This is a genomic window from Pseudomonas sp. LP_7_YM (assembly GCF_004364435.1).
In the GTDB taxonomy this organism is placed as follows: domain Bacteria; phylum Pseudomonadota; class Gammaproteobacteria; order Pseudomonadales; family Pseudomonadaceae; genus Aquipseudomonas.
Genome location: NZ_SOCT01000004.1, coordinates 63278 through 78532, shown reverse-complemented (window position 1 = coordinate 78532; position 15255 = coordinate 63278). Strand labels below are relative to the sequence as shown.

At 59.4% G+C, this 15255-nt stretch carries 13 protein-coding genes; 3 read left to right on the top strand and 10 right to left on the bottom strand.

Going from position 1 to position 15255, the window contains the following annotated elements; translation table 11 throughout:
• Window positions 1–2: 2 nt before the first annotated feature.
• Genes EC915_RS12110 through EC915_RS12085 form a run of 6 tightly spaced genes read right to left on the bottom strand, consistent with a single transcriptional unit; the run spans window position 3 to window position 7434 of the window.
• A complete protein-coding gene (locus EC915_RS12110) occupies window positions 3–452 on the bottom strand; it encodes a type IV pilin protein (RefSeq protein WP_305955397.1) in 450 nt (149 codons plus the stop codon).
• Window positions 449–4981 carry a pilus assembly protein gene (locus EC915_RS12105; RefSeq protein WP_133750770.1) on the bottom strand — a complete coding sequence of 1511 codons (4533 nt, stop codon included), beginning with the start codon at window positions 4979–4981 and terminating at the stop codon, window positions 449–451. Before EC915_RS12105 ends, EC915_RS12110 begins: the two co-directional genes overlap by 4 nt.
• Window positions 4981–5550: a PilX N-terminal domain-containing pilus assembly protein gene (locus EC915_RS12100; RefSeq protein ID WP_133750769.1), complete on the bottom strand. Its 570-nt coding sequence runs from the start codon at window positions 5548–5550 to the stop codon at window positions 4981–4983. Before EC915_RS12100 ends, EC915_RS12105 begins: the two co-directional genes overlap by 1 nt.
• On the bottom strand, window positions 5547–6335 hold the full coding sequence (locus EC915_RS12095; RefSeq protein WP_133750768.1) for a PilW family protein: 789 nt from the start codon (window positions 6333–6335) through the stop codon (window positions 5547–5549). Before EC915_RS12095 ends, EC915_RS12100 begins: the two co-directional genes overlap by 4 nt.
• Window positions 6332–6901, bottom strand: coding sequence for a type IV pilus modification protein PilV (gene pilV / locus EC915_RS12090; RefSeq protein WP_133750767.1), 570 nt, complete (start codon window positions 6899–6901; stop codon window positions 6332–6334). Before pilV ends, EC915_RS12095 begins: the two co-directional genes overlap by 4 nt.
• On the bottom strand, window positions 6901–7434 hold the full coding sequence (locus tag EC915_RS12085; protein ID WP_166650974.1) for a GspH/FimT family pseudopilin: 534 nt from the start codon (window positions 7432–7434) through the stop codon (window positions 6901–6903). The genes pilV and EC915_RS12085 overlap by 1 nt, the downstream gene beginning before the upstream one ends.
• A gap of 189 nt (window positions 7435–7623) precedes the next feature.
• On the opposite strand from EC915_RS12085, the gene thiO reads away from it, so the two are divergent.
• Entirely contained in the window at window positions 7624–8730 is a 1107-nt protein-coding gene (thiO, locus tag EC915_RS12080) for a glycine oxidase ThiO (protein WP_133750765.1), read from the top strand.
• Window positions 8731–8928: 198 nt separating this feature from the next.
• Here thiO and EC915_RS12075 read toward each other — a convergent pair whose 3' ends face one another.
• From EC915_RS12075 to EC915_RS12060, 4 genes are all read right to left on the bottom strand, one after another.
• Window positions 8929–10269, bottom strand: coding sequence for a sigma-54 dependent transcriptional regulator (locus EC915_RS12075; protein ID WP_133750764.1), 1341 nt, complete (start codon window positions 10267–10269; stop codon window positions 8929–8931).
• 2 nt (window positions 10270–10271) lie between these two features.
• Window positions 10272–11864 (bottom strand): PAS domain-containing sensor histidine kinase, encoded by a 1593-nt coding sequence (locus EC915_RS12070; RefSeq protein WP_133750763.1) that lies wholly within the window; start codon window positions 11862–11864, stop codon window positions 10272–10274.
• The gene (locus tag EC915_RS12065; protein WP_133750762.1) at window positions 11854–12093 is read right to left on the bottom strand and encodes a PP0621 family protein; all 240 of its coding nucleotides are present in this window, start codon (window positions 12091–12093) and stop codon (window positions 11854–11856) included. Before EC915_RS12065 ends, EC915_RS12070 begins: the two co-directional genes overlap by 11 nt.
• 145 nt (window positions 12094–12238) lie before the next feature.
• Entirely contained in the window at window positions 12239–13258 is a 1020-nt protein-coding gene (locus tag EC915_RS12060) for an outer membrane protein assembly factor BamD (protein WP_133750761.1), read from the bottom strand.
• Between the two features lie 151 nt (window positions 13259–13409).
• On the opposite strand from EC915_RS12060, the gene rluD reads away from it, so the two are divergent.
• Window positions 13410–14372 (top strand): 23S rRNA pseudouridine(1911/1915/1917) synthase RluD, encoded by a 963-nt coding sequence (gene rluD, locus EC915_RS12055; RefSeq protein WP_133750760.1) that lies wholly within the window; start codon window positions 13410–13412, stop codon window positions 14370–14372.
• 8 nt (window positions 14373–14380) lie between these two features.
• On the top strand, window positions 14381–15109 hold the full coding sequence (gene pgeF / locus EC915_RS12050; RefSeq protein WP_133751103.1) for a peptidoglycan editing factor PgeF: 729 nt from the start codon (window positions 14381–14383) through the stop codon (window positions 15107–15109).
• Window positions 15110–15255 lie beyond the last annotated feature (146 nt).

Here is a 15255-nt window from a genome sequence, read left to right as displayed (position 1 = left end):
CCTTACCTCCAGCATTCCGCTGTGGTAGGCGTTTTAGCGCCGGCCTGATTGATCGTCATAGTGCCGCAGGTGTCTTTGGCCTGACTGTCTTGCGGAACGACTTGTAGCGTGTAGGTGGTGGCGCCGGGTGTCCCTGAAAAACTCAACGTGTATTTGCTGTTAGCAGAGCTAAGCGTTGTGACTTTGCTGTCAGTGCTAAGGCCGAGTGTCGACAGCGTAGCACCCACATACGTATTGTTCTGCGCGTAATAGCGCTCCATTCGTGCCACCGCATCACTGAGCATCGCGATCCCTTCTGAGCGATACCCACGCTGCACGTACTTGGTGTAGGACGGATAAGCAATGGCTGCAAGAATCGCGACGATCGCTACGGTGATCATCAGCTCTATCAGGGTGAAGCCGTGCTCGTCTGTTTTTAAATATCGCATCTTCTGCCGATCTCTCAAGGTCATGGAATCACTCGCCAGGTCTGGCGGCCGTTGTACTGGAAACCGGTAAATACGTTCATGCTGCTGTTGGTGCCGTCGCTGTTGTACATGGTTGAGAGTCCAGATGGCCCATTACCTGCGACCACGGCAAATCCACCTGCTGCAGAGTCGAAGCCGCTGACAATGGCACCCGACAAGGTATCTTCGCTGCCAATGACTCCGTTGCGGCTGAAGTCGAAGATCGAGAAGGTCGTAGCACCGCCAGTGTTGGGATCAAGCCCCAGCCGCTTGCCCTGGATCCCGGCTTCGCAAACACCGGTAATCGGCGTACGCGTTGCCACGAATAACACACTGCCCTGGATGTCCAGCAAATCGACCATGCGTTCACCGGTCAGCGTGGCGCTGGTTTTCAGGTCCAGATACCAGCCATATTTGCTCGCCCAGTCAACCGCATTGGTGGTGACGGTCCTAAGCCCCGTACTGGTGCCAAGCGTACCGGCGACTGTAGACAGCGTCTGGGCCTGGAGATTGGCGCGGCCCAGGGAGGTCAGCTGGGTGGTTCCAGCAGGTGTAGAAGCTGTTTGCCCCTGGGTTAGTGGGTCCCAGATGCCATAAAGGGATTGAAGGTCGGTGCTTGATTTATCAGCAGAGGTAAAGTATCGACCCGTGCCGAAAATCACCAAGGTGCCAGTCCCCGTGGGGTGTGGAAAAACAACCGGGGGCGTGGTAATCGACTGGGCAGCAGCCCCAGCTGTCGGCGCTGCGGCGGTATAAAGCGGCTTGCCGGCGAAGGACACTGCATAGTTGGCAGCAGTTGCGGTGGCCGTCAATGAGCCTGGGTTGATCAAGTCGAAACGCCAGAGGTTGCCCTGCAAGTCGCCGGCATACACATAGTCAGCGATACCGTCGGAGTCGGCATCAAGGATCACCGGTGTCGAAAGTCCGTTCGCGCCTGCAGCCAAACTGGCGGTGGTACTGGTGTTGAGCTTCTTGATTACCGCTCCCGTGGCCACGTTGAGAATGAACAGGCTGGCAGTACCGCCGTTGCCACTGTTGTAGCCGTTGCCGAAAATAACGCCCCAATCACCTGAGTGCAGTTTGGAGATGTAGGGCGTTGAGAACGTGTTGCCCAGGTCGGGATCGGTGACTGACGTGAATTCCCAGAGCAGCGAAATATTGTTGGGGTCGGTGACATCCAGTGCGAAGACCTCGCTGCCGCCCCCTCCCAGTGTCCCGATCAACACCGTATGCCATGCCGAGCCGAAGTACACGTCGGAGACCACCGGCGTGCCATCGACGAAGAAGCGGTGCAGGGTCGAGTCGCTGTTGTAAGTCTTGGAGGTCAGCACGTTTAGCTTTGAAACCAGCGCCGTGGGTATGAAAGCGAACTTCTCGACGCCCGTGGCTACGTCAAACGCGTGAAGCATGCCATCGTTGGCGCCGACGTAGACTTGAGCGCGGCGGTTACTGGCCGTGGTCTGGAACGCTGCATATTTTGTCGCGCCTGACAGTGTGTCAGCCATCGAGGTGACGAAGGTCGCAGAATCCACGACCACAGGTTGTGAGTTCACGATATCGCCCAGTGTCGAAAGTCGCCTGCGAAAGGTGCTTCCCTCAAGCGAGCGGTCTCCGCGCACGAACGCGACCTGGTCTGCGGTCAGCCCGGTGGACGGCGTGGAGCTGGCCGTGGTCTGCCAGGCAGACCCTGCCGGGTAGCTGCGCCCGGCGAGGTTGGCGTAAGTGAAGTCCACCAGCGCGGTGCCGGCAGCGTTGGCGATCTTGATGTTTCGGCTGCCCGCCGCAGGCATGGCGGCCGCTGCGCTCCAGTTGACCGTGGCACTCTTCACGCCCGTCGTGCTGTCGTAGCTTTCGGTGGCCTTGGTCAGGTCACCACTCCATAGCGCGACGTTGAAGCTGTCCGTGTAGGTCGTCGTTGCAGTGCTTGAGGACAGTGGCGGCGGGCTGGCGGCAGGCGGTGCCACCGAAGTGTTCTTTTGCAGGATCTGGCTGAATGCAGTCTGCAGTTGTGCCTTGAGCGTAGACGCGCTGCTCACCAGAAAGTAGTTATCCGGCGTACCTGACACGTTTGAGTCCCACTGCCCGGCTATCGGCAGGCTGCTGGTCGTGTTGCTCGAGTCGCCGAACCCGCCCCATTTCGCGGCGTACCACAAGGGGTCCATCAGGTTGGTGACCGAGCGTGAAGAGGACGGCGTAAAATTACGAGTTTTGAAGGTGGCGCCGTTTACCACGGTGCTGCCCGATTTCATACCTGGAAGCAGCGTGCCGGAGCCGCTGCAGCCTGCCGAACAGGAGTTGGGAATCTGGGTACCAGGCGTATCAAGCGCATAGTGCAGGTTGCCGTTGCCGCCACCGGTGACTTCAAGGTAAATGCCATCTGCCGTCGTACCGGAAATGGTGTAGCCCATGTGCGATTCATAGCCCGCTTGGGCGTAAACCGTTTCCAGCCGGACATCCAGGGTATCTACCGTTCCGGTTTTAACCACTGACACGGTATAGAGCACGATGGCGTCCATGTCATAGTCGCCGCCTTGGCCACTGTCGTCGAATACCACGCGGAACACTGCCTGGGCCCGGCCACCGTTGATGTTGGTGTTGGCCTGCTGGCCGGGCATGTTGTACAGCGAATCGATGTAAAAGCCAGTGATCTGTTCGGTCACCCCGTTGGTATTGACCACTTTGCCGTAGGGCAGCAGCGTGATGGTGCCGGTGCCGACGGGCATCTGGATGCGCGGCAACGTCGATGACAACGCGATGGAAAACGTCTGAACCTTCTGACTGCCCAGTGAGGTAATAGGGTAGGTGTTACCGAAGTAAGCCACGGCGCCTGCGTTGAATGTGCCTTGCTTGGCCGGTTCTTCTGGAAGGCCGCGAATGTTGCCGAAGCTTGAGGCGCTCTTGGCGGTCGGGGCCAGGTCATCATAGGTCGAGGCGACAATCGGGGCGGTGCTCCTGCCAGCACTGGTTGGGGTTTGCCCGATATTAATATTTTTGGCTCCGGAGCCAACATCATTGGTCCAAATCTTCTGGCCGAATGTGGCCACGTCAAAGTCGTTCAACGCAGTAGTGGTGGTTGGCCCTTTGACAATGGTGTAGGCACTACCGGGCAGATCTGAATCGTAGGTCGGGTTGATATCGCTGAAAAGTGTTTCGAACGGCTTCGAGCAGCTTGGAAAGGTTGGCGTGGTGCCCTCCGGATTTGGGCTGGCCGAATATGGGTTGCTCCAGCTGGTCAGGCCGGTAAGCCCGAGGTTGCTGTCACCGGTGCCTGAAAGGTAAGCCGTGGTAGGAGCCACCTGGGTTTGCTTGGTGTCGGCCACCCCGCTGAAATAACGCATCGTCTCAAACATCATTTCGGCCAGCGGGTTGCCCCAGTCCTGACAAGTCCCGTTATCGATCGAGTTGCCTTGGGTGCTACAGGCTGTCTTGGCGATCTTCAACGAGTCGAGCGTGTTGATCAGCGCGCCTTTGGTGTAGGTGGTGGTGTTGCCGCTGGTTTTCGCGGTGCCGAAGATACCGGTCGAGGTGTCGACCTCGTTGGCGAAGCTGCTGATCGCCTTGCGAATCGCGCCACCCTGGAGGTTATTGGCATACGTACCCGTCATGAGACCGAAGTACATCTGATTGCCTTCACCGTAGTCGTGAAGGATGCCGGTAGGTTTGTTATTGCCGTTAGGGTAGGTCTTGCAGTTGCTCTCCAGCGGGATGACCGTGCTTTTCTTGCAGACCTCCACGCGAACGATAAAGTCCTGAATCTGGCTGGTGAGGTCGACCTCCTTGAAGGAGGTATCGTTGGCCTTGGCACCGCCTTGGGTGACCTCCCGAGAGACCCAGCCATAGATGCGCAGATTGGCAATGCTGGGCACAACCCGCAGTAACGGCCCGCCCGCTGTAGTCTGGGTGTTGTTGGCGAAGAGCGCCCGGTTGCTGCCGGTGGGGTTGGCAAACGGTGTGTAGTCCGACAGGTTATAACCATCGGCAGTGGCGGCTGAACCGTTGTATTCCTTGCCCCAGGTGTGGGCGTCAGTCGGGATGTAGGCCCGTTCCAAAATGGTCTGGGTCGCGGTGTCTGTGCTGCGATAGCCGCCATATAGCACTTTGCGCAGTGCATCGGCGCGAGAGGTGGTTAGGTAGTTGAGGTAGTCACCACTCCAGCGGCCAGCTTTGCTTGTGCATTTCTTGCTGTCTGCTACAGCCGCCGGGGTGAAGTAGGAGCCCGTGTAGCTGTAGCAAGTGTTGGAGTCGAAATAGCCCAGGTAGGTGATCGAAGGCTTGTAGCGAATCTCGATCGACCCGTCGTTATCAAGGTCCGACGCATCGTTGTAGGCCGGGAAGAACAGCTTGTGGTCGCGGCCTACGACCAGCATGTTCAGCGGGGGCACCGAATCGTTGACGAACAACGGTACCTGCGCAGGCACCTGGCTGACGTCTGCCTGGGCAGATGGCACCGCAAGGATTGATGTGGTTAGCAAGGCCGCAACCAGTTTGACGGCATTGGACGCGTTGATGCCGGTCCAGTACTGGCGAATGTTCATTAGTAATACCGTGCAATGACAGTGCGCAGGATGACGCGTTGAGCGTCGGTGCTCTCGGTGCAGTAGCTGGTCGCCGATGCACAGGCGTTTATTTCGTAGTGATGTGGGCCGCAGCCCATGACCGCACAGTTGCCTTGGCTCGAACCCACCAGATTTCCCAAGTCCACGACGTACCACTGAACCTTGACGTCGTAGTTGGTCGTCAGCTTCATAGTGTTGGTGCCGTTGTCTGCCGTCCCGAAGCGCGTCACTGTGTCTTTGCCGGTGGTGGCCGTCAGGTCTGACAGCTTCCAGCGTAAGCAGGATGCGGCATTGCATGCATTGTCCAGCGAAGGTGCTTTGGTCAGGCTGATGCTGCTTTCACCAATGCGCAACGCACCTTCCGCCGCATTGAATAGGGTCTTCTGCTGCTTCAGATTACCGGTGATGCGCGACTCCAGTGATACGCCACGCAGGCTGGACAGCGCCAGCAGGGTGATGATCAACAGCATCATGATTGCCACCAGCAGCGTTGCGCCCGTCTGATGGCGGGGCGCTGCAAAGGATTGGCTCGCCACGAAAAGGCTCATTGCATCTGGTTCCTGATCATGGTCGTACCCTGGACAATCTGATAAATCTGATTACTGTCGGACAGGCTAGTACCGAACCGGTTATTCCACTCGGTCAGGGCAGGTGATGCCTTTGTCGATGAGTCCCTTATCGATGCCGTGCCGGGACTCTTCATTAGCACCGTGTAGCGCACCGCGCCAATGGCACCTGTGGGGTTTGTGCTGAAGCTTGTCACTGTCTTCAGGTCGGCCGAGCCGGAGCCGAAGTCGAAACTCAATGCGGCGACTCCGGTGACCAGTTGCTGAGTCGTTGTGCCGGTCGTGCAACTGATCGAACTGCTGGTTGAATCAAACCAGATTTTTTCAACGACGATCGGGTTGCTTTGGGCATAAGGATTGAGGATGGCGTTCTGATCGCCACTTGCCAATGCCCCACCTTGGCAGTTCACATCACCCTTGTTCGCGGCCTGATAGCGAATGCACAACGATGTGGCTGATACGGCGATGACAGAGGTCCCGGCAGGAAAAGTGCATCCCTGTCCTGCACCGAGTGCCAGTGCGGTTGTCGGTTTGCTGCGGTACCCCGCCTTGGAAAGCTCCTGACTCAAGACCGCCAGAGTAAACCGGCTGTTTTCCTGATTGCCCACCTGCCCTTGCTGAAACAGATAGCTCTTCTGATTGTTGATAAGAATTTGCGTGACGCCAAGGATCAGCACCAGGCCGATCACCATCGCTACCATCAGTTCGATCAGCGACAGCCCTCGTTGTGAGCTCCAAACTGTAGTCATCTTGGCAATTCGTTTCATTGCGCGCTTACCCTGGTTCTAATGCGATAAGTGCAGGTGGTGGAGCTCGCTGTCGGATTGGATGCCTGACCTTTGTCCAGGCATTCGCTGGCCGATTTCACCGTCCATGCCACCTGTATCTCTATTTCGGTATTCGATGTGCTGGATGTGCCGCACGCTGAGGCGGTGACGTCGCCCGGCACCAAGCTTCGGCAGACGTAAAACGATTTGTTGAGGAGAGCATCTGCACCGGGCAACGCGCGACTCGCCTGGTCTGCCCAGCAGCCAATCTGGGTCGACAACGTGGCCGGAGTGGGGTTGCAGCTAGCGGGTTTGGTTGGGAAGCTCGCGCTTGGGGCTGTCACGCAACCATTGGCCGTGGTGCAACTGCCGGCTGTGCGAATGATCTCCACCAGATCATCGGCCAGCATGATCGCGGTATTGCGCTGCACCGAATCCTGGGTGTATGGAATCGCCTTGCTTTGCAGGGCCACCATACCCAGGACGCCGATCACGGTGATGAGCAGGCTGACCAACACTTCAATCATGCTGAAACCAGCATTCTGGCGGGGGGCGAAAGTCTTCATCAGCAACCGCTCGGCTTGGTCGTGGCGGGCGCGGTCACCCGTCCACTGCTGAGCAATGAAAGGTATTGCGAAGCGATGCTGGTATCGGTTGGATAGAGAACCTGGAAACAGGCGCCTACCGAGGCAGTGCCGGTGGGCGAGAAGTCGACGCTGTTCACATTGGCGTTGATGGTCACGCCGGTTTGCAGCCCGTTACTGCCAACTTGTCTCAGCACGGTTCCGCCGCCGCCTGCGCCGAGTGCCACGACGATTTGGGTGGTGTTCACAGCGGCATTGATGTTGACGATGGTGCCACGGGTCACTGCCTCGGCCCGCGCGTATTGCAGCAAGTCGTAGAACTCATCGGCTGCGGCGCGAACGCTGCTGCGGTGCAGCATGCTGGAAAAGCTGGGCATTGCAATCGCCGCAAAAATCCCCACGATCACCACCACCACGATCAGTTCGATCAAGGTAAAACCGCCGCTCTTGCCCCCAAGAGCACGCTGCCAGCTGCGACGCGAATTCGGGCGCGTAACGCCAGAGCTGAAATCCATCGAGGAAATTCCGTTTTTCGTTTGAAATATGGTGATACTACTCAGGTTCGAAGTCGCCATGTAGTGGATGTTCGGGGATATTTGCCGGACCAGTGGCATGGCGAGGTTTACGACGGTATGAAGTCGGTTTGTCTGCACCTTGTTGAGCTTGAGCCGGCGTTGATTTTTCTATTGGTAATCGGGATCTGCATGTCCAGGCAACACGTGGTAATCGTCGGCGGTGGCGTCATCGGGCTGCTGACTGCTTTCAATCTCGCCGCAAGAGTCCAGAGCGTGGTGTTGCTCGATCGCTCAGGCGTCGGGCAGGAGTCCTCGTGGGCGGGCGGGGGCATTGTTTCGCCGCTTTATCCGTGGCGCTATAGCCCTGCTGTGACGGCACTCGCGCATTGGTCGCAGGATTTTTATCCACAGTTGGCGGAGCGCCTGCTCGATGCCACGGGAGTAGATCCACAAGTCCATAAGACCGGCTTGTATTGGCTGGATCTGGACGACGAGGTACAAGCGCTGGAATGGGCTGCGCGGCTCAATCGCCCCTTGCGTTCAGTGGACATTTCGGCGGTGCATCAGGCCGTCCCGGTGATGGGCGGGGGGTATACGCGCGCCGTGCACATGGCCGATATCGCCAACGTGCGTAACCCGCGGCTGGTCAAGTCGCTCAAGGCAGCGTTGCAGGCCATGCCGAATGTCACGATTCATGAGCAATGTGAAGTCAGCGACTTCGTGCGTGACCAGGAGCGGGTGATCGGTGTGACCACGGCCGAAGGCGACATTCTGGGTGACTGCGTGGTGCTCGCAGCCGGGGCCTGGAGTGGTGATCTGCTTCGCCACCTGGGCATCGAACTGCCGGTGGAGCCTGTAAAGGGGCAGATGATTCTGTACAAATGCGCGGCGGATTTTCTGCCGAGCATGATCCTCGCCAAAGGCCGCTACGCGATTCCGCGCCGGGATGGTCATATCCTGGTGGGCAGCACCCTTGAATACGAGGGCTACGACAAGACCCCGACCGAGAACGCGCTGGAAAGCCTGAAAGCCTCGGCGGAGGAATTGATTCCGGCGCTGGCAGGTGCAGAAGTGGTGGGGCATTGGGCCGGACTGCGTCCGGGCTCGCCCGACGGGATTCCGTTCATTGGGCCGGTGCTCAAGCATGAAGGGTTGTGGTTGAACTGCGGACATTTCCGCAACGGGCTGGTGCTGGCCCCGGCCTCGTGTCAGCTTCTGGCGGATCTGCTGATGGGGGATGCGCCGATTATTGATCCTGCGCCGTATGCCCCTGATGCCAGGGTCGGAGAATCGTAGGCGCTGGCAGGTGCAGAGTGTCAGAAAAAACGGCTCTGCCGCTGACGTACTGCATTCGCTGCCGTCGTAACCTGCGACGTCTCCCACAAGTCCTGTGGCGTCGCGGGATCTTGCGCATCCTTATGCTCTACTCCAGGAGCGGCTCCCTGGCGAACGGTGTACGGTCCGGCAGTGCTTCCCCTTGCGGGGCTTTCAGCGCTACTCCAATCCCAGTTTCTTCAATCGATAACGCATCGAGCGGAACGTCAGGTTCAGCCGTTGGGCCGCTGCCGTGCGGTTCCAGCGGGTTTCTTCCAGAGCCTGGAGGATCAGCTTGCGTTCGATGCTTTCCAGATAATTTTCCAGATTGTCGATGCCCGCCAGACTCGGGCCGTCCAGGTCCGGGGTGCTTGTCGGCTCGGCAAGGCGCAGGTCATCGGCGTTGATCTGCTCGTTCTCACACAGGGTGTAGGCGCGTTCGAGCATGTTTTCCAGCTCTCGCACGTTGCCGGGGAAGCGGTAGCCTTTTAACGCTGCCCAAGCTTGGGGCGAGAGCCGAGCAGGAGGCTGGCCCGCGTTTTTTGCCAGGCGATGCAGGACGCTGTTGGCAATCTCTTCGATGTCCTCCCGGCGTTCGCGCAGTGGCGGGACACGCAGTTCGATGACGTTGAGACGATAGTAGAGGTCCTGACGGAAGCGTTGCGCAGCGACTTCGACGCTGAGGTCCTTGTGGGTGGCGCAGAGGATACGCACGTCCACGACCTGTTCTTGCTGGCCACCCACGGCGCGCACGGATTTCTCCTGTATGGCGCGCAGCAGCTTCACTTGCATGGCCAGCGGCAGGTCGGCCACTTCGTCGAGAAACAGTGTGCCGCCATTGGCGGCCTGAAACAGCCCCGGCTTGTCTTCATGGGCGCCCGTGAAGCTGCCTTTGCGATGGCCGAAAAATTCGCTCTCCATCAGCTCAGAGGGAATCGCGCCACAGTTGACCGGCACGAACGGCTTGTCGATACGCGGGCCTTGTTCGTGGATCAATCGGGCCACCAGCTCCTTGCCACTGCCGGACTCACCGCTGATGTAAATCGGCGCCTGGCTTCGCGCCAGCTTGCCAATCTGTTTGCGCAGGGCCTGCATCGGCGGGGAGTTGCCCAGCAGCCGATGATCGATGGAGTTCTCGGTGGGCGGTGACGCGTGCAGGCGCAAAGCGCTGCTCACCAGCTCACGCAGCCGGCCCAGGTCCACAGGTTTGGTGAGGAAGTCGAAGGCGCCGGCTTTCAGGGCATGGATGGCCGTGTCGAGGCTGCCGTAGGCGGTGATCATCGCCACGGGTACCTGACTGTGACGCTTCTGGATGTGCTGCACCAGCTCCAGGCCATTGCCGTCGGGCAGGCGCATGTCGGTCAGGCACAGGTCGAAAGGCTCGCGCGCCAGCCAGTCCTGAGCTTCCTTGACGTTGCGTGCGCTGCGCGTGTCCACTTTCATCCGCCCCAGCGTGATTTCCAGCAGCTCACGGATGTCTGGCTCATCGTCGACGATCAGGATCTTTTGCCGTTGGCTCATGTTCAGCTCAATTTGAACGGATGGGCGAAGGTGATGCGCATGCAGCTGCCACCCTCTTCACGTGGTATGTAATTCAGGTTCGCCTGATTGCTTTCGCACAGTTCACGCGAAAGATACAGACCCAGGCCGGTACCTTTGCTTTCAGTCGTGAAAAAAGGCTCGAATATTTTAGTCAGATGCTCACTGGCAACGCCCGGACCGTCGTCCAGCACTTCAAGGCTGGGCAGATCGCTCTGGGCATCATGGAACAGCCGCAGCCACACCTGAGCCTGCTCGTTTGCTTGACCACTGTAGCGTAGGCCGTTTTGCACCAGGTTGGTCATGACTTGCTGCAGTTGTTCGGCATCCATGCGGGTGGTCAGCGTGCCGAAGCCTATGTTCAGGTGTACGAACTGCCCGGCGCAGAGCCGGCTGCGCAGGTCACTGACGAAGAGTTTGAGCCATTGCCTGAGGTCGAGCAGACGAGGTTCGGTCTGACGTCGACGGGACAGCTGTAAGACGTTCTCGATGACCAGATTCATCCGTCGCGATTGATCCTGAATGATTTGACTGAGGCGTCGATCCGGCCCAGCTAACGCCTCGGACTCCTGCAGCAACTGAGCGGCATGGCTGATTGCGCCCAACGGGTTGCGGATCTCGTGGGCGATGCCTGCCGTCAGCCGGCCCAGCGCGGCGAGTTTGAGTTGCTGGGCCTGCTGGGATATCTGTGAAAGGTCATCGAGGAACACCAGTGTGTGCCGGTCCAGACCGCGGTTCAGCGCAATGAAGCCCGGACGCAGCACAGGGCCGATGGCGGAGGCGGTCATGCTGCGCGGCGTCATCGAGGAGTTGAGTTGCCATTGCCTCAGCCGCTCCACCAGTTGCGGCGAATAAAGGTCAATGGCCTCTCCGAGCAACCGCTCCTGTCCCAGCAGCGTCAGCGCGCTTTGGTTGGCAAGCAGCACCTTATGGTCGGCGTCCAGTACCAGGATAGCGGTGCGCATGCGTTGCAGGATCAGCGCGTTGAGCGCCTCAAGATTGTCGACATCGACGGCGCGCTGTTCAGCGATGTCTTCGCTGAGCTGCAGGCGTCGGGCCAGTGCCTGAACGAGCAGCGCAGCAGCGAAACACAACGCGCCGAGGGAGCCGGCCTGGACGAGATGACTGGCGGCAGCGGGCTTGTGGTAACTGATGTAGAACGTCAGGTAGATGATGCCGATGGCCGAAATGGCGGCAATCAATAGACCAATGCGTTTGCGCAGCAGCACATTGCTGATCGCTACAGACGCAACGATCAGGTTGCCGATCCCGCTGGGTGCGCCCCCGCCCGCGTAGAACAGTGCGCAGAGCATGATCGCGTCGGCCATGGCCAGGGTGAATAGCTGGCCTTGTCGAGCCGGCCGCTCCAGCAGCACAACTACCAGAATGTTGAACACCAGATACAACCAGCACCCGGTGCGAAACAGCTCGATGTCCGCCAGCTCCAGCAACTCGGCGTCCAGGCTGCTGGAAATCAGCAACACCAGCAGAATGCCGATGCTCAGGCGATACAGGTGATACAGCCGCAGAATGCGCTGGGCTTGGGGTGTCGCCAGCAAAATGGTCTCAGCGGTCACGTGCTGCGGGGCCCAGTAAGCGATGTGCTTCAGTGCAATACCACTGCTGACCCTGACTCAGTGCCCGATCACGGGGAAGGTGAACGCCGCATTGGACACAGCGCACCATCGGCGCAGCATCGATTTCGGGCGTGGCGGGCTTTGACCTGGGGGCGGGGCCTTTGGTCAGGCGTTTGAAAAACCAGATCGCCGCGACGATCAGGGCGATCCACATTATCAGGCGAATCATGTCTACCCGCTTAGTGATTGAAGATGTCGCAGTGTAGCCAACGCGCTGGCGGGCGCACAGTGATGCGCACCGTCCAGTGACGTCGGAAATGAAAAAGAGGTCCCGTAGGACCTCTTTCTGGGTGACGCGCGGACCGTGACTGTAATCAGTCGAACAGGCCGAAGGTCATGTAGCTGAAGATGGAGCGGCTTTTCGGCGTACCGTCGTCGTCCTGGTTTTTCTGTTCCTCGGCGGACTGGTTCTCAGGCAGCAGCTCGGCTGGAATGGCTTCCTTGGCGTCCTGGTATTGCTTGATCACGTCCTGGTTGGCGCGAGTCTCTCCCGGCGGCAGCGGCGGGCGGCTCTCGATCAGGCCCAGCGTCGCTTTCGACAGCCACGAGCGGTTGTCTGGATCGGGCGTACGTGATTCGAACTTGCCATCAGCAAGCTGCGGGTGATCCGGGTAGTTGGTTTTCAACACCTGCAGGCTGGTGTCGGCCAGATCGTCCAGATGCAGACGCTGGTAGCCTTCGACCATGACCGCCAGGCCGTCACCCACGGATGGGGTTTCCTGGAAGTTTTCCACCACATAACGACCGCGGTTAACAGCCGCGACATACGCCTGACGGGTCAGGTAGTAGTCGGCCACGTGGATTTCGTAGGCCGCCAACAGGTTGCGCAGGTAGATCATGCGCTGCTTGGCGTCGGGCGCGTAGCGGCTGTTGGGGTAGCGGCTGGTCAGCTGGGCAAACTCGTTGTACGAGTCACGGGCGGCACCCGGATCACGCTTGGTCTGATCCAGCGGCAGGAAGCGCGCAATGATGCCCACGTCCTGGTCGAACGAGGTCAGGCCCTTGAGGTAGTAGGCGTAGTCGACGTTCGGATGCTGAGGGTGCAGACGAATGAAGCGCTCGGCAGCGGACTTCGCAGCCTCCGGCTCACCATTCTTGTAGTTGGCGTAGATCAGCTCCAGCTGGGCCTGGTCGGCGTAGCGGCCGAACGGATAGCGTGATTCCAGCGCCTTGAGCTTCTCGGTTGCGCTGTTATAGCTGTTGTTGTCCAGGTCGGCCTGCGCCTGCTGGTACAGCTCAACTTCACTGAGGTTTTCGTCGATGACTTCTTTCTTCGAAGAACAGGCAACAGTAAGTCCGAGGATGGCTATCAGCAGCAGGTGTTTCACTTGCATGGCGGCTTGCGTCCCTATAACGGCCTGCTGTCTTGCGCAGGACCGTCCTGTTATGATGGGCGCCCCGTGGAACCCCCGGGACAAAAGACGCCGTATTTAACCACAAGCGCACAGCCGAAACCAAAGGCCAGTGCCACCTCCTAGTTTGAGCATGTCTGAGATCATTGAACTTCGCGCAGAGGTGCCGTCCGAATTGGGCGGTCAACGCCTCGACCAGGTCGCCGCCCAACTCTTCGCCGAGCACTCGCGCTCGCGCCTTTCCGCCTGGATCAAAGACGGCCTCCTGACTGTGGACGGAGGCGTTCTGCGCCCACGTGACATCGTGCATGGCGGCGCCGAACTGGTCCTCAAAGCCGAGCAGGAAGCCCAGGGCGAGTGGATCGCCCAGGACATCGAGCTGGATATCGTCTATGAAGACGAGCAGATCCTGGTCATCAACAAACCGGCCGGTCTGGTCGTCCATCCCGCCGCAGGTCACGCCGACGGCACGCTGCTCAACGCCTTGCTGCACCATGTGCCGGACATCATCAATGTCCCGCGCGCCGGCATTGTGCATCGTCTGGACAAGGACACCACGGGCTTGATGGTGGTGGCCAAGACCATCCAGGCGCAGACCCAACTGGTCACTCAGTTGCAGAATCGCAGCGTCAGCCGGATCTACGAATGCATCGTGATCGGTGTCGTTACCGCAGGCGGCAAGATCAACGCGCCCATCGGTCGTCACGGTCAGCAGCGTCAGCGCATGGCCGTGATGGAAGGCGGCAAGCCTGCGGTCAGCCATTACCGTGTGCTGGAGCGCTTCCGCTCGCATACTCATGTGCGGGTCAAGCTGGAAACCGGTCGGACTCACCAGATTCGCGTGCACATGGCGCACATCAACTTTCCATTGGTCGGAGATCCTGCCTATGGCGGCCGCTTCCGCATCCCGCCAGCAGCCAGTGTGACGATGGTCGAATCCCTCAAGCATTTCCCGCGTCAGGCGTTGCACGCGCGTTTTCTGGAGCTGGACCATCCGACGACCGGTCAGCGCATGAGCTGGGAATCGCCATTGCCGGACGACTTTGTCTGGCTGCTGTCGTTGCTCAAGCAGGATCGTGAGGCGTTTATCGGATGAGCGAGTACGTGGCGGACTGGCTGATCCCCGACTGGCCTGCGCCAGTCGGGATCAAGGCGTGTGTCACCACTCGCGCGGGCGGCATCAGTGTTGCCCCGTTCGACACTTTCAATCTGGGCGATCATGTCGATGACGACCCTCAGGCGGTTGCGCACAATCGATCGATACTGACGTCCTGCCTGACGATTAAGCCTGCGTGGTTGAAACAGGTGCATGGCATCGATGTCGTTGAAGCCTCACCTGCGCAGGTGCTGCAAGCCGACGCCAGCTGGAGCAACACGCCGGGCGTGGCCTGCACCATCATGACGGCTGACTGCCTGCCGGCGTTGTTCTGCAATCGGCAGGGCACTCAGGTGGCAGCAGCTCATGCCGGTTGGCGGGGTCTGGCGGCAGGTGTGTTGGAGGCGACGGTCGAGAGTTTCATTGAGGCGCCTTCAGAGATTCTCGTCTGGCTCGGGCCTGCTATCGGCCCGCAAGCCTTTGAAGTCGGCCCAGAGGTGCGGGAAGCCTTTATGGCGACTCATCCCGAGACGGCCAAAGCATTCCGGGCGAGTGCCAACCCCGGCAAGTTCATGGCGGATATCTACCAGTTGGCGCGCCTGCGGCTTGCGGCCCGTGGCCTGACGGCGGTGTATGGCGGCGGTTTGTCGACCTGCAGCGACGAGCGATTCTTCTCCTATCGCCGCAGCGCACGCACCGGACGGTTCGCTTCGCTGGTGTGGATCGACAGTAAGTAGCACGGGCCCAAACCCTGTGGGGAGAGCCTGCTCACGAAAAGGGCGGTGCATCCTTTCCAATCCTGCGGCTGGGCCTGGGTTCGTGAGCAACTCACACTCATAGGTTCCAGCGGCTCGTTTAAAGCTCATTTCCCGCCTCAAATTCC

What these genes read in the sequence shown, in the direction of transcription:
- EC915_RS12085 (WP_166650974.1), bottom strand. Translation starts at nt 7,434, where the DNA reads ATGGATTTCAGCTCTGGCGTTACGCGCCCGAATTCGCGTCGCAGCTGG.
- EC915_RS12105 (WP_133750770.1), bottom strand. Translation starts at nt 4,981, where the DNA reads ATGAACATTCGCCAGTACTGGACCGGCATCAACGCGTCCAATGCCGTC.
- pilV (WP_133750767.1), bottom strand. Translation starts at nt 6,901, where the DNA reads ATGAAGACTTTCGCCCCCCGCCAGAATGCTGGTTTCAGCATGATTGAA.
- EC915_RS12100 (WP_133750769.1), bottom strand. Translation starts at nt 5,550, where the DNA reads ATGAGCCTTTTCGTGGCGAGCCAATCCTTTGCAGCGCCCCGCCATCAG.
- EC915_RS12065 (WP_133750762.1), bottom strand. Translation starts at nt 12,093, where the DNA reads ATGATTCGCCTGATAATGTGGATCGCCCTGATCGTCGCGGCGATCTGG.
- EC915_RS12110 (WP_305955397.1), bottom strand. Translation starts at nt 452, where the DNA reads ATGACCTTGAGAGATCGGCAGAAGATGCGATATTTAAAAACAGACGAG.
- rluD (WP_133750760.1), top strand. Translation starts at nt 13,410, where the DNA reads ATGTCTGAGATCATTGAACTTCGCGCAGAGGTGCCGTCCGAATTGGGC.
- thiO (WP_133750765.1), top strand. Translation starts at nt 7,624, where the DNA reads ATGTCCAGGCAACACGTGGTAATCGTCGGCGGTGGCGTCATCGGGCTG.
- EC915_RS12060 (WP_133750761.1), bottom strand. Translation starts at nt 13,258, where the DNA reads ATGCAAGTGAAACACCTGCTGCTGATAGCCATCCTCGGACTTACTGTT.
- EC915_RS12075 (WP_133750764.1), bottom strand. Translation starts at nt 10,269, where the DNA reads ATGAGCCAACGGCAAAAGATCCTGATCGTCGACGATGAGCCAGACATC.
- EC915_RS12095 (WP_133750768.1), bottom strand. Translation starts at nt 6,335, where the DNA reads ATGAAACGAATTGCCAAGATGACTACAGTTTGGAGCTCACAACGAGGG.